Source organism: Acinetobacter wuhouensis (assembly GCF_001696605.3).
GTDB lineage: Bacteria > Pseudomonadota > Gammaproteobacteria > Pseudomonadales > Moraxellaceae > Acinetobacter > Acinetobacter wuhouensis.
In genome coordinates this window covers 268,558-282,880 of sequence record NZ_CP031716.1, presented here as the reverse complement: position 1 = coordinate 282,880, position 14,323 = coordinate 268,558, and the positions used below count along the sequence as shown (strand labels likewise).

Below are 14,323 nucleotides of genomic sequence, written 5' to 3'. Positions count from 1 at the left end.
CAAGAAATACAAAATACGTAACTGAGTACACCTATGGCGCCTAAGGTATCTGTCCCGATTTATCAAACCATTTACCGACTAGGCTCACTGTATTCAGTCTACCGTGTGGTCATCGCATTCTGCCTGATTGTTATTTTTTTAATTTCACTGGAAAATCAGCAAACTCATTACCTTTATCCAAGTCTATATTTTTATTCGATTGCAGCATTTACTGTTATTTCAGCCTTACAAATGATGCTTCTCAGATTCTTTCCACATGGAATCAGTAAGCAATTCATCGGCTTTTTTATCATCGATGTTCCTTTTCTGAGTCTTCTGGTTTTTGCATTAAGCGGTCCTAATCTTTCGATTAGTATTTTATTTGTGATTACCATCTTCTCTGCAAATTTTTTGCTCAGTAAAAATCAAGCCTTATTTATTACGCTCATCTCCGTGATTGCGATTATTTATCAGCAGTTTCTCGGTAGTTTTTTTGATTTTTCTAATTTAAATAATATTAGTAATAGTGCTTTATTGGCATTTCTATTTTTTATTGTTTATGGCATCGGGCAAATCGCCATTAAACGCTTTCAGGTTTTAGAGTCGCTTAATACTTACCAATCCTTAGAGTTATTTAAATTACAAAACATTAACCGCTATATTTTAGAACAGATCGAAGTAGGCTATGTTGTGATCGATGATAAATTCAAAATCGTCGTGAGCAATCCAGCAGCTTGTCAACTTTTGGGTATTTCACCACTTTATGCCTACGAACAATATTATTTATCGGAGTTTCAATCTGATTTATATGAAATCTTAAAAGACGCAATGATTCGTGATGAAGAACGTTTCCAGTTTGAATCACATCAATCTACCTATACAGTCGATATTCGTATTCAAAAACTGGTTGTTCCTCATCAAGCCCTCACGCTTTTAGTCCTCGAAGATGCTCAACGCATCAATCAAAAAGTACAACAACTCAAACTTGCCTCACTCGGGCAACTTTCTGCCAGTATTGCACATGAAATTCGTAATCCCTTGGCGGCAATCGTCCAAGCCAATGAGCTCTATTTAGGTAGTGACCCTGAGCAACAAACACTGCTTCATCAGATGATTAGCAAACAAGCGGTGCGTATCAATGCCATCATTAAAGACACATTAGATATGGCAAAAAATAAAAAGGTCGATGCCAGAAGAATAAATCTATCTGAATTTATCCATGACTTATTAGCAAGTGACTTAAATGATGCTCAAGAGAAAATTAAAGTCGAAATCGAAGCTGAAACTCGTGTTTACTTTGACGATCTGCAACTACGGCAAGTTTTGATTAATTTGATTCGAAATGCGTTACGTCATAATGATGAGCATGCTGAATTCATTTTAATACAGGCATACCATACTCAATCTCACGTCTGTATCGATGTGATTGATTATGGGAATGGCGTCACAGAACAAAATATTTCTAAATTATTTACACCATTTTATAGTACCGAAATTACTGGAACTGGTTTAGGATTATACCTATCGCAAACGATCTGCGAAGCAAATCAAGCGAAATTAATGTATATAGAGCAAAAACAACAAGGGGCATGTTTCCGGATTGAATGCCCGCTCATAGATTAAATTGTTTTTTGGGGAAATATTGGGGTTATGACTGTACGACAACCACTAGTTTTATTGGTCGATGATGAACAAGATTTATGTATGCTCATGCAAATGAGCCTGTCACGTATGGGGATCAAAACCCATATGGCACATCATTTACAACAAGCCAAATACTTCTTTAGTGAATATAAATACGATGCCTGTATTACAGATTTAAACCTCCCTGATGGAAGTGGTTTAGAACTGGTTAAACATGTTTCACAACATTATCCTAACACCCCTATTGCAGTACTTACAGCTTATGGCAATATGGAAATTGCCATTGCATCGTTAAAAGCAGGTGCTTTTGATTTTGTCAGTAAACCGATTAACCAAACCCACTTACAACAGCTATTACAAAAAGCATTACACGTCCCACAGTTACCAGAAGTTTTTACAGATATTCCGCTTGAAGAATCAATGCTGATCGGCGATTCACAAGTCATTCGTAAGCTTAGAGAAACCATAAAAAAAGTAGCACGTTCACAAGCGCCTGTTTTTATCACAGGTGAATCTGGAACAGGTAAAGAAGTCGTTGCGAATCTAATTCATCAACTCAGCAATCGTAGCGATAGTCCATTCATCGCCATCAATTGCGGTGCAATTTCTGAAGAGTTGATGGAAAGTGAGCTGTTTGGTCATAAAAAAGGATGCTTTTCTGGCGCAATCTCGGACAAACAAGGGCTGATTCAAGCGGCCAATGGTGGAACTTTATTCTTAGATGAAATTGCTGAACTTTCTTTAGCCATGCAAGCTAAATTACTCCGTGCAGTTCAAGAGAAAAAAATTCGTCCATTGGGCAGTGATTCAGAAATTGAAGTAGATTTCCGTATTATCAGTGCCAGTCATCAAGACATTGAGGCTTTGGTTGAACAAGGTAAATTCCGTCATGATTTATTTTTCAGAATTCATGTCATGGACATCTTACTCCCACCATTGCGTGACCGTGACCGCGACATTCTCATTCTAGCGAGTTATTTTATTCAGCAAATTTGTACTGAATGGAAGATCTCAACAAAACACTTAACTGAAGAAGCGAAATCTTTTCTTTTGGTGCAATACTATTCAGGCAATGTTCGTGAATTACGCAACATTATTGAAAAAGCTATCACTATGAGTGATGAAGAATATATCGATACTCAACATTTACAAGCAGCCCCACCACGCGGACAGATAAAACCTGAATCATTTGAACCCATCGTTACAAAAACTGCTCCTGTTGAACTGGCTGATAAAAATCAACCAATTCCTGAAGAAGGTTTAGAACAATATTTGGAAAAGGTAGAAAAAGAAGTCTTGCTCTCCGCTTTGAATCAAACCCATTGGAACCGAACTTTAGCTGCTAAAAAACTCGGTATGACCTTTCGTTCTTTACGCTATCGTCTGAAAAAGTTTGGATTAGATACAGATGACGATGATGAATAATCTCAAGTTTTGAAGTGAAAAAAGCTGAGAACATTCTCAGCTTTTTAAATTCGAAATGATCAACGATGTTTTAGAAGTAACTCCGCAACATTGTTTAAATACGTATCTTCTTTTTGATCCAATGTCCATGCATATTCCAAATTAGGGCGAATACCCTGCCCATCAATCATATTGCCGTTCGGCGTATAATAATGTGAGACGGTCATTTGAAGTGCAGCACCATTTGGCAATGGAAAAAGTTTTTGTACTACGCCTTTGCCATAACTTTTTTCACCAACCACCCATGCACGTTGATGCTCTTTCATGGCAGCAGTAAACACTTCTGCCGCAGAAGCAGAACGACCATTGATCAAAACACCGAGTTTAGTATGGATAAATTCATCCCCCGGTAAAGCTTGGAATTGTTGATTTCCTTCGGAACGACTTTTTGTTGAAACAATCGTCCCTTGGCTTAAAAATAAATCTGCTGTTTCAACAGCGGCTGAAAGCAAACCACCAGGATTGTTTCGCAAATCCAAAAGTACTGCTTTCACTCGTTGCGTGCCATATTCTTCGATTAAACGCTTAATTTCATTGGCAGTATCTTGTTGAAATACTTTTACTTTTAATACCAAAACTTGGTTGTGCAACATGATTGGTTCAATATCTGCAACTTCAAGTTTTCGATTTCGCACAATAGAGATCGCTGGGCTTTTCTCGTTGAGTTGCAATTGAAATGTAGAGCCAATTGAACCGTGTAATAAATCTTGTACTTGTGTAGCATTTAAATTCTTTAATTCTTGGTTTTCAATTTTAAATACTGTAAAACCATTCTTCAAACCCAACTTGCTTGAATCTGAATTGTCTCTCAAATTCTTGATTTTCCATTGATGGAAATGGCTGTCAAAACTGAGTTCAAAATCGGCTGTTGCAAGATCACTTTCCGTATATTGCATCAACTGTTTATATTCTTCAGGCGACAAATAACGTGAATAACGATCTAAACCACCAACTAATCCTTTGATTGCTTGTAGGAATAAAACATCATCAGGTTTTTCTTGTACATAGTTGTCTTTGACAATGCCATAAATCTGCACAAACTGTTCAATCGATTCGATTGGAACTTCGGCAATGCTCTGTTCTACATCATCAAAGTCAAGTGGGGCAGCATTTTCTGCCGCCCAAAGAGAATGACTTCCACAGGTCAATAATCCTGCTAATACAGCAATATATGTCCAAGCTCGAGCCATTCACTCACCTAATTTTAAATAATTACTACGATTTCAATGTAATCAAATTGCGACCTTGCATTTCTTTCGGTGCAGGGATATTCATAAGATGGAGCAATGTTGGCGCCACATCTGCCAATACACCACCTTCTGCAATCGTTGCTGATGTTGGACCTACATAAATAAATGGCACAAGTTCAGTAGTATGTTGAGTATGGACTTGACCACTGACATAGTCTTGCATTTGTTCTACATTACCATGATCCGCTGTAATCAACATATGACCATGTTTTGCCATCACTGCTTCATACAAACGCCCAAGGCTCAGGTCAACGGCTTCAACTGCTTTCACCGCCGCATCAAATACGCCCGTATGCCCAACCATATCACCATTGGCATAGTTCACCACAAGTAAATCATATTCACCTGAATTCACCGCAGCAACCAATTGATCAGTCACTTCAGGCGCACTCATTTCAGGTTGTAAATCATAAGTTGCGACTTTTGGTGATGAAATCAAAATACGTTTTTCACCAGGATATTCATCTTCACGACCACCACTGAAGAAGAAGGTCACATGGGCATATTTTTCAGTTTCAGCAATACGTAATTGAGTTTTACCAAGCGAAGATAAATATTCACCAATTGAGTTTTTAAGCTCTTCAGGCATATACGCTACAGGTGCATCAATCGTTGCTTGATAACGCGTTAACATCACAAATTTAGACAGATTTGGCACAACTTTACGTTCAAAATTGGCAAAATCTTTTTCCACAAATGCTTTGGTAATTTCACGGGCACGGTCAGCACGGAAATTCATAAACACAATGCTGTCGCCATCAGCAACTTTGGCAATTTCACCAACACGCGTTGCTTTGACAAACTCATCATTTTCATTGGCTTCATAGGCTTGTTCCAAGCCTTCAACCGCAGAATTCACCACACGTACAGCTTCACCTTCAGTCATCAAACGATACGCTTGCTCAACACGATCCCAACGGTTGTCACGATCCATCGCAAAGTAACGACCAATCATGGTCGCAATACGACCTTGATTTGGATATTGAGCAAATAAAGCATCCAGCTTTTCTAAAGAAGGTTTTGCGCTACGTGGTGGCGTATCACGACCATCAAGGAAAGCATGTAAATACACTTTTGCACCACGTTTGAGTGCCAATTCACACATCGCAACAATATGATCTTCATGAGAATGTACGCCACCTTGTGACAATAAACCCATGATATGCACTGCACCATTGGCAGCTTTGGCTTTTTCTACAGCATCAACCAAAACTTCATGTTCAAAAAAAGCACCATCACGGATATCTTTGGTGATGCGGGTAAAGTCTTGATACAACACACGACCTGCACCGAGGTTCATGTGACCCACTTCAGAGTTCCCCATTTGCCCATCAGGTAGACCCACATCTTCACCAGAGCCAGAAATTAAACTATGCGGATGCTTGTCTTGCATCATGGTTAGATTTGGCGTTTTTGCTGCTAAAAACGCATTATCCTCGACCGCTTCACGATGACCCACACCGTCCATAATCACTAGAACGTGAGGGATTTTGCCAGCAGTTGCATCCGTCATGATTTACACTCTTTTCTGTTTACAAATTAATCATCATATCTTACCGTTTTTTTACGGCAGACTCTATGTTTCGACGATGGCAATAATTTATCCCCATCATCAGAATTTCTAATCTAAATGCTTTTCGACTAAAACTTGATTCAATTCTCTAATTTACAGGCTATCGGGCACGATAAAGTAAATAACTCCCCACACCAAACATCAGTACGATCGGCAGGAATACAAACCAAGCAGGAGAAGGCGCATAGACCAAACTTGCATAGCCCAAAAAGTCTTGGACGTAATAGAAACCTAAGCCCACAAACAATGCAATCACTAAGCGAAAGCCCATCGACTGTTGACGCAATGGCCCAAAAATAAATGAGCAAGCAATCAAAACTAGCCCCAGTAAGGCAAACGGTGAACCAACATTTTTCCAAAACGCTAAAAGATAGGTTTTTGGTACTTGGCTATATTCATGCATATATTTCATAAAACTTAGCAACTGGCTTGGTGCTAAGTCTTCAGGGTCAATCGTCACCATATGCACATATTTAGGTTGTAGTGCCAACGCTAAAGTTTGTTGATTTTGGTTGGCAAGTTGAGACTGACCATTTTCTAAAATGTTCATCTGAGCACTGTCGTGTAAGTCCCATTGACCATTTTTAAGAAACTGCCCTTTTTCAGCATCTAGAACTGATTTCAAACGATATTGATCATCAAAATCTAAAACTTGGACTTGCTTTAAAGCGCCTTGTGAATTGGCATAATTGATGTAAATAAAGCGTTGCCCTTCTCGTGTCCAGTAACCATTTACTTCACCTAATTTTGCCGCACTGCGATGATTTTTGATGCTTTTCGCTTGTTCACTGGTATAAGGGACAACAAACTCGCTCAACGCAAAAGAGAGAATAACCAAGACCAGTGATGAGCGCATCACCCAACCCACGATCCGCCAAAGGCTAATCCCTGATGCGCGCATGACGATCAATTCACTATTGGATGCCATCGAACCAAGCCCGAGAATTGCACCAATCAACGCTGAAATAGGCAAAATTTCATAGAGATACTTCGGTGATCCCCACAAAACATATTGCAATGCATTCCACGCGCTATAGCCTTCTTTTAAACTACTGAGCTCACCGAGATAGGTAAATAATATTTGTAAGCCAGATAAAATCGCTGTTGCACCCAACATAGCGAGCATCGTGGTTTTAGTCACATGCTTGGCGACAATTCTACGTGCTAACATTATGATCTCACTCGCTGAATCTGTTTTTTAATCTTAGGGGCTAATTTCTGCTTACGCGCGAATAAGGCGGCAAAAACCGCATAAATTAGCAATACAGCTGGATATGCCCACATCCCAATTTCATCTTTGGTGATTCGTGTTCGGACTGCCATTAACACTGCGATTAAGCTTGCAAAAATTAATAAGGCTGGGAAAAGCTTTAAATAACGACCTTGTCGTGGCGTCACTTCACATAATGCTGTTGCCAACATGAGTGCAACAACCATCGAAAAAGGTACAAATATTCGCCACCCCAACTCACTTTGAATCACAGGATCATCTTTAGCATCCAATAGCTTGTTGAATGAAAGTGCTTCGACATCACCACTATCGTACTTGGCTTCTTTGTCACTTTCGATACGTAAACGCCACGTTTGGAATTCTGCTTGGGAGTATTTGGCAGAGCCCGGATAAATTTCATAACGACGCCCTTGAACCAAGTCGACCACACTGGCTGCATCATTAGCAATTTCAATACGAGTCGCTTCTTTGGCAAGAATAATTTCGTCAGGTTTTCCAGTTTTTTCAGCACGTTTATAAACGAATACATCTTTTAGATTTTTACGATCTTCAGACAAAGAACCTGCATAGATGGTATACATCCCTGCTGAAATAAACTCACGGGGTCGTACGGAATCAAAACCTGTTTTGACCGCTTGCGTCGACATCAATTGTTCATATTGGCGAAGCCCTGCGGGTGCCATCCACACCATCAAAACACTTTGTGCAATTAAATACACCAAAGTAAGAGGGATAAGTAAGCGCGCCAATTGGATTCGACTAATCCCACTGCCGTTTAAAACCGCCATTTCATGGTCAACATACAGGCGACCAAAAACCAACATCAAACCAATAAAGAAACCCAATGGAAGAATCAGAATAAGAAATTCAGGGAAACGAAAGCCAATGATACTAAATAGGATACTTGGATCTATCCGCCCCATAGCCGCACGACCGAATTGCTTAATCAGCTGCCCACCCATAAAAATGAGTGTCAATAAGGCAACGACGACCAATGAAGTCGAAACAACTTGTTTGACGAGGTAACGTCGAATAATCAAATTAATCTTCCAAATAAGGGCTAAACGTGAAGTGCTGTTAGTTTACCCGAAGTTAAAATTATAAAACTAGATTGAAATTCTACCATTTGAAGTGGTTCAATGGTTTAATGATTTGAAATGTAAACAAGGCACAAAGACAACACATGAAACTTACGATCAATACATCGTTTTCAGCGTCTACATCTAGCCAGTCCTTATATATTCTGGTGGATTCTGAAAATACCAAACAAGCTCAAGAAACATATAAAATCAGTGATTTAGATACATTAATTGAAGCTACACAATTCAAAGCGAGTTTCAATGAAACTTTACCATTGATTGCTAAACTCACTCAAGTTACACAATGTACTTTGCTCGGGATCGATAAAGCATCTGAAGTGAAAGTGGCGAAATTAGCAAAAATCGCACAAACGATTATCAAAGCATCACAAAAAAAATTCAAACAGATCAGTATTGATATTTCTGCACTTCCGACAGAGTTGCATTACTTATTTGCATTAAGCCTCACTCAAGCTGCCTATGGCTATGATGAGTTTAAATCTAAGAAAAATGAATTTAACTTAGAAACCATTGAATTCATTGCAACTTCTTCAAGCTTAACAGCAGATCAACTCAGCTTTATTGAAGCGGTTCAAAATGGTCAAAACTATACTCGCGACTTAGGCAATTGCCCTGGCAATATTTGCTTCCCTGAATATTTAGCAGAACAAGCGCGTGCTTTGGCTGCAGAATTTCCAGACCTTTTAAAAGTAACGGTACTTGAAGAGCAACAACTGGCCGACTTAGGCATGAATGCTTTCTTGGCTGTAAGTAAAGGTTCTGATCGTCCAGGTCGTGTCATTACCCTTGAATATAAAGCTGATATTGACCAAGCACCGATTGTCCTTGTTGGTAAGGGTGTGACATTTGATACTGGTGGTATTTCATTGAAACCAGGTCTAGGCATGGATGAAATGAAGTTTGACATGTGCGGTTCAGCTTCTGTACTGGGTACAATTCGTGCGCTGTGTGAAGCGAAATTACCAATTCATGTGGTCGGTGCGATTGCCGCGGCAGAAAATATGCCTTCAGGTCATGCAACTCGCCCAGGTGATATCGTGACTACGATGAGTGGGCAAACGGTTGAAATTTTAAATACTGATGCTGAAGGTCGTTTAGTCCTTTGCGATACATTGACCTATATCAAACGCTTCAATCCTGCCCTAGTGATTGATATTGCGACACTAACAGGTGCATGTGTGGTTGCATTGGGTTCAGTTGTTTCGGGTTTATTTACCCCAGATGATGAATTGGCTGCTGAAATCACTGAAGCAGGTCATACGGCATTTGACCGTGTATGGCGCATGCCTGTCTATGAGGATTATCAAGAGCAGCTTGATTCTCCATTTGCAGACATTGCCAATATTGGTGGGCCAAAAGCAGGGGCTGTAACAGCAGCATGTTTCTTGCAACGCTTCACACGTGACTACCGTTGGGCGCATTTAGACATCGCAGGTACGGCTTGGAACTCTGGTGCGAACAAAGGCGCGACAGGTCGTCCAGTGCCATTGTTGATGCAATTCATTGCCAATCGTGCGAAAACCAACCGTGATCAAAAGAATGGCTAAAATTAGCTTTTATTTGTTTGAAAAAAGCCCTGAACGACAGGTCGAAAGTGCCTGTCGTTTATGTCGTAAAATTTTACGAAATGCAGCTAAAATTTGGCTGCATTGCCCTGATACCATTACACAACAGCAACTTGATGAACGCTTATGGAGCTTTGATCCGAGCAGTTTCTTAGCACATGGTATTGATCAAACTGACGCACCGATTTGTATTTCTTCAAAATTACCTGAATCATCTGAATGGATTGTGTTTAATTTTAACAATCAAGCACTTGATCCTGCGACACAATTTAGTCACATTATAGAAATCATTGAAAATGATGAATCTGCAAAACAACTCGGTCGAGAGAAATTTAAAGCCTATCGACGGATGGGAATTGCACCTCAAACCTATAAACTTTAATTTATTTTCAATCTGTATGCTTTTATTTCAAGGAGATGCGTGGTGACATTAAATGTCGGTCAAGATTTTAAAAAGCGTTGGTTAGATACACCTGAAGCTGTACGCCAAACTTTTGTAGATGACCTCAACCGCATCTGTGATCTTTTAAGCCCTGTAACAGATATTCCTAACTGGCTAGATAATGATCAGCGTCAAATGCAAGTGGCTCAACTGAAAGTTGAACAAGCTTATGCAGACTTAAAAGCACAATTGATAGAAGAAGCACGACTTCGTAAACAGCTGGCTTTAGAAAAATCATTGGCTGAAAAACGTGCGCAACAACAAGCTTATAATTCAGCATTGATCAAAGATGAATTACTACAATTTGAACAACAAAAAAATACGCTGCAAGGCTTACGCCAACACATCGACACTGAAATTTTACAATACAGCGAAAAGTACACCAAGAATCCTGACACACCTGCGATCGACTATGCCAACGGTCAATTCCGGGTTGATGATACACAAATCATTTCTGAACTTGAAAGTGTCCGCTTACGTCTTGAATTAGAAGCTGAAACACAGATTGAACAAGCAGTTGAAGCCTTTCGTGCAAAACTACAAACTGCAGCAAAAGAAGAAATTGAATATATTTTAGCAAACTCAAACTTTTCAGCAGAAAAATAGAAAAGCTTATCTGTTTTATTTCTAAATACTTTTTTAGCTTGTCACGATAATGAAATATAAATGTCACAAGATGGTCATATCGCAAGGTGTTGATCATCTTGCATGAGGGAAACTTCACTGAACAATTTAACGAGAACTCGGTCTTTATGTTACCCCCAATAAAGGCACAAGCTCGTATTTATCGGGATAAATAAAATGGATCTACCCAACCAAATTTCAAACCGAATTGCTCAACTCCGTTCTGGTGAAAAATGGACGGTCTCTATACAAGATTTATTAATCAGTCGTGCAGATTTCCAATCTCTGTCTGTTTTTCTCAGCCGTGAATCGGAAAAAGGTACGTTTTCTTTGGGTGATGTAGGAAATATCAAACCACATTTTGGACAAACGTCTTTAACCATCATTAAGAACTGATATTCTCTGCCCTAGATTGAAATTAAAAAGCCCAACTCATCATCAGTTGGGCTTTTTTATCGAGCAATGATCAACAAACAATTTTTGAAATTAACTTCGCTTCGACCAGTGATTTTTCATTCAGATTGGCATCCATTTCAATCAAATACTTACCATTGGAATAGAAAATTGAATCACCGTTCAAGGCAAAACTCATCACACCCTTTTTTAAGGTTGTCATTTCACCAGATGGTGTCATTTTGATTAATTCCCAAGAATTTGGAATGGTTCCTGGATATTTTTCGCCTAATTTCTGATTTCGTTCTAAGTTCTGTTGTGACTTAATCAAGTTCCCCTCAACAAATAACTCCTCTTCAGACTTTTGTTGTGATTTCGCGGGGTTATTTCCAGACGTAGTTTTTAACGATTCACCTGTATAGCGCTGGGTGAAAAAATCTAACCAACCCACAATGGCACGAATGATTTTAAACGGCGCAAAAATAATATCTTTAAATGTTGTTACTGGCGAATTGGTATAGCCATCACGCATATAAGGACGTTTAATAAAATATAAATTTCCCAAACCATCCATCTTCGGTTTAAAGAAATCAAACTTTGGATCGGAGGCGATGGTTTCTAGCTCACCAGTCCCCATATCTAAATGACAAATTTCTTTCGGACTAAACGCGATACGATGCTCTCCGATGCCTAAACCACAAGAGTCATAATACAACTGCATCGTATCTCGCGGATCAAAACATGGGTTCGAATCCTGACATTCTCCCTCAGTTAAATACTGCGTACGATTGGCATCCAAAGGTAAAATACAAATGTGGCGTTCATAGTGGTCTGTGTTAACCGACAAAGCTAAACGTCGCTTCGATTCATCGTATGCCATATCTTGGACGACAAAATCATTCTTACGTAAAATCAAGCCTTCTGTTTCTTGCAGATTATCCAATGACTTAATGTTGATCGAAACGCCATCTTGTAAGCAGGCGCTATAAATCAATTTTTGATCAGAAGTCAAAATCATATCTGTAGGGAAAATATGATTTAAATCGGCTTCATCCTCTTGCGAGCGCATTCCCATAAACTGAGCGCCTGTGCCTTTGGTTTTCCAATCTTTACGTTGTTGAATTTCAACTAAGTTCTTTTTATATTGATCAATCGACTGAAATGGGACAGTAATCGTTTTATTCTCATCAAATAAGTACACATTATTATTCGATAAATACAGCAATGCAGACATGAATATTCCTTGATGTGGCTGGCAACAGGATACTTTTAAACTTTCTGTGACAGCTTAATTCTTAATTTTTTCTGTATGAAATATAGCATAACTCATCAGAAACTCCGCAAAATTTAACCTTACAAAAAGCACGATATTGCTTTTGACAATAAAAAAGCCTTTCGCTAGGAAAGGCTTAGATATTCAATATTTTTATTAAATTCAAACATTAAGGCTGTTTTAAATACGGCCACGCAGCTTTTAAGTAAATAAACATCGACCATAAAGTTAGAATCACGGCAGTGTAGAGCAAGCCATACGCCAATAATTCAAGAGGTTGCCAGTTTAATAAAAATACTGTAATTGCAATCATTTGAAAGGCAGTTTTATATTTACCCACTGTAGATACCGCAACATTGGTACGCGCACCTAACTCTGCCATCCACTCACGTAAAGCAGATACCGTAATTTCACGGGAAATAATCACAATCGCAGCAAATGCCATCGTAATCGTCGGCTGCCATTGCACCAGTACAATGAGTGCAGCTGCAACCATCAGTTTATCTGCGACTGGATCTAAAAAACGCCCAAATGCAGAGGTTTGATTCAAGGTTCTCGCAAGATAACCATCAAACCAATCTGTCACCGCCGCAATCACAAAAATCGCAGTCAGGATAATATGACGTGTCATACCGCCTTCATGTCCACCTACACCAATCGCAGGTGGCCAATATGCAACAGCTAAAAACACAGGAATTAACGCAATACGAGCGAGCGTCAAGATATTTGGAATATTCAGGATACGACCTGTAGTCATAGATACCGCCACTGAGTCCCCTATTTACCCGAATAAAAGGCAAATGATAATTTAGAGTAAAGCTCTATTTCGCTAATACTTTATACGATTCACATGAAACTGTCGACCATACAAATGACCTGCTAAGCAAAGCCTGCTAAGCAAAGACAGTCACAGTCTGCCGAGCGATTGCAATCAAACGATTTTGCGCATCCCACAAGTAGGCGTGTTCAGCTGAATAACCATGCTCTGCAAAATCAGTAATCACGTGATATTTAAACCAATCATTGAGCTGACTTTGTAATGGGTGAATAAAGGTTAAATGCCATGTTAATGAACTTGCAGGTGCAGGTTTACGAAACATTGGTAATACACCTGGTGGCCAAACATCCATTAAAGTGACTAAATCAGCCAAATTCATCTCACGATTAGCATGCACTTCTGGATCAAAGCGACAACAGCCCTTAAAGTCAGGCTCTTTACTGCCTGACATTGGATAATGTCCATCCGTCCATGCCAATTGGAAATTTTTCACACATTCAGGAAATGGCAGATATTTTGGAACAATATTCAGTTGATCTATGGGTGGAAACTCAATGGGTTGAACTCCCAATGGAACATTAATTTTCGACTCACGTTGACTGCCAAAACTCGCAATCAAAATACTTTGTACGGCATCATTTTGCCAAAGTCGTACTTCAATCGTCGTGACCGACTTACCTTCACGTAAAATTTCAGCCGTCAAATTGACCTGTGCTTCGTCTACAGGCCCAACAAAAGTGACACTACAGCTCAACAGTTTTTTCTCTGAATCATTGATCGTCGTGGTTGCTTTGTAAATCAACATGCCTGCAACTAGACCACCAAAAATCGTCCGTCCTTGTAGCCAACCTTGTGGAATATCAATCCATTGCTGTCGCTCAATTTGTTGAAATAATTGTTCCAATGACATGATCAATCCTGATTTTATATTCTGAAACTACTTTTTCATATTTTTGAAGATAAGGAAATGATCAATGACTGGTGCGTCAGTGAGCATTTAGGCGAAT

13 protein-coding genes are annotated in these 14,323 nt (G+C 39.3%); 6 read left to right on the top strand and 7 right to left on the bottom strand.

All coding sequences use genetic code 11. The annotated features are described in order from the left end of the window. The first annotated feature begins 33 nt into the window (after nt 1–33). Both BEN71_RS01975 and BEN71_RS01970 read left to right on the top strand, forming a co-directional pair. The gene (locus tag BEN71_RS01975; RefSeq protein WP_068973874.1) at nt 34–1,602 is read left to right on the top strand and encodes a sensor histidine kinase; all 1,569 of its coding nucleotides are present in this window, start codon (nt 34–36) and stop codon (nt 1,600–1,602) included. Nucleotides 1,603–1,629: 27 nt separating this feature from the next. Further along, entirely contained in the window at nt 1,630–3,048 is a 1,419-nt protein-coding gene (locus tag BEN71_RS01970) for a sigma-54-dependent transcriptional regulator (protein ID WP_068973875.1), read from the top strand. A 59-nt stretch (nt 3,049–3,107) separates the two neighbouring features. On the opposite strand, the gene BEN71_RS01965 is transcribed toward BEN71_RS01970, so the two are convergent. The 4 genes from BEN71_RS01965 to lptF form a co-directional block, all read right to left on the bottom strand. After that, nucleotides 3,108–4,277 (bottom strand): S41 family peptidase, encoded by a 1,170-nt coding sequence (locus BEN71_RS01965; protein WP_068973876.1) that lies wholly within the window; start codon nt 4,275–4,277, stop codon nt 3,108–3,110. A gap of 25 nt (nt 4,278–4,302) precedes the next feature. Beyond that, a complete protein-coding gene (gene gpmI, locus BEN71_RS01960; protein WP_068973877.1) occupies nt 4,303–5,850 on the bottom strand; it encodes a 2,3-bisphosphoglycerate-independent phosphoglycerate mutase in 1,548 nt (515 codons plus the stop codon). Nucleotides 5,851–6,010: 160 nt separating this feature from the next. Next, a complete protein-coding gene (gene lptG, locus BEN71_RS01955) occupies nt 6,011–7,081 on the bottom strand; it encodes an LPS export ABC transporter permease LptG (protein WP_068973878.1) in 1,071 nt (356 codons plus the stop codon). Continuing rightward, nucleotides 7,081–8,181, bottom strand: a complete 1,101-nt coding sequence (lptF, locus tag BEN71_RS01950; protein WP_068973879.1) for an LPS export ABC transporter permease LptF — start codon at nt 8,179–8,181, stop codon at nt 7,081–7,083. Before lptF ends, lptG begins: the two co-directional genes overlap by 1 nt. A 143-nt stretch (nt 8,182–8,324) precedes the next feature. Here lptF and BEN71_RS01945 point away from each other — a divergent pair, with 143 nt between their 5' ends. The 4 genes from BEN71_RS01945 to BEN71_RS01930 all read left to right on the top strand — a co-directional run bounded on the left by BEN71_RS01945 (nt 8,325) and on the right by BEN71_RS01930 (nt 11,268). Beyond that, the gene (locus BEN71_RS01945) at nt 8,325–9,788 is read left to right on the top strand and encodes a leucyl aminopeptidase (protein ID WP_068973880.1); all 1,464 of its coding nucleotides are present in this window, start codon (nt 8,325–8,327) and stop codon (nt 9,786–9,788) included. Beyond that, a complete protein-coding gene (locus BEN71_RS01940; RefSeq protein WP_068973881.1) occupies nt 9,781–10,188 on the top strand; it encodes a DNA polymerase III subunit chi in 408 nt (135 codons plus the stop codon). Before BEN71_RS01945 ends, BEN71_RS01940 begins: the two co-directional genes overlap by 8 nt. A 42-nt stretch (nt 10,189–10,230) precedes the next feature. Next, the gene (gene blhA, locus BEN71_RS01935) at nt 10,231–10,854 is read left to right on the top strand and encodes a cell division protein BlhA (protein ID WP_068973925.1); all 624 of its coding nucleotides are present in this window, start codon (nt 10,231–10,233) and stop codon (nt 10,852–10,854) included. A gap of 195 nt (nt 10,855–11,049) precedes the next feature. After that, nucleotides 11,050–11,268, top strand: coding sequence for a hypothetical protein (locus BEN71_RS01930; protein WP_068973882.1), 219 nt, complete (start codon nt 11,050–11,052; stop codon nt 11,266–11,268). Nucleotides 11,269–11,338: 70 nt separating this feature from the next. On the opposite strand, the gene BEN71_RS01925 is transcribed toward BEN71_RS01930, so the two are convergent. From BEN71_RS01925 to BEN71_RS01915, 3 genes are all read right to left on the bottom strand, one after another. After that, entirely contained in the window at nt 11,339–12,499 is a 1,161-nt protein-coding gene (locus BEN71_RS01925) for a hypothetical protein (protein WP_068973883.1), read from the bottom strand. A gap of 208 nt (nt 12,500–12,707) precedes the next feature. Then, on the bottom strand, nt 12,708–13,295 hold the full coding sequence (gene pgsA, locus BEN71_RS01920; RefSeq protein WP_068973884.1) for a CDP-diacylglycerol--glycerol-3-phosphate 3-phosphatidyltransferase: 588 nt from the start codon (nt 13,293–13,295) through the stop codon (nt 12,708–12,710). A 136-nt stretch (nt 13,296–13,431) separates the two neighbouring features. Continuing rightward, nucleotides 13,432–14,226, bottom strand: coding sequence for a thioesterase family protein (locus BEN71_RS01915; RefSeq protein WP_068973885.1), 795 nt, complete (start codon nt 14,224–14,226; stop codon nt 13,432–13,434). Between the last annotated feature and the right edge of the window lie 97 nt (nt 14,227–14,323).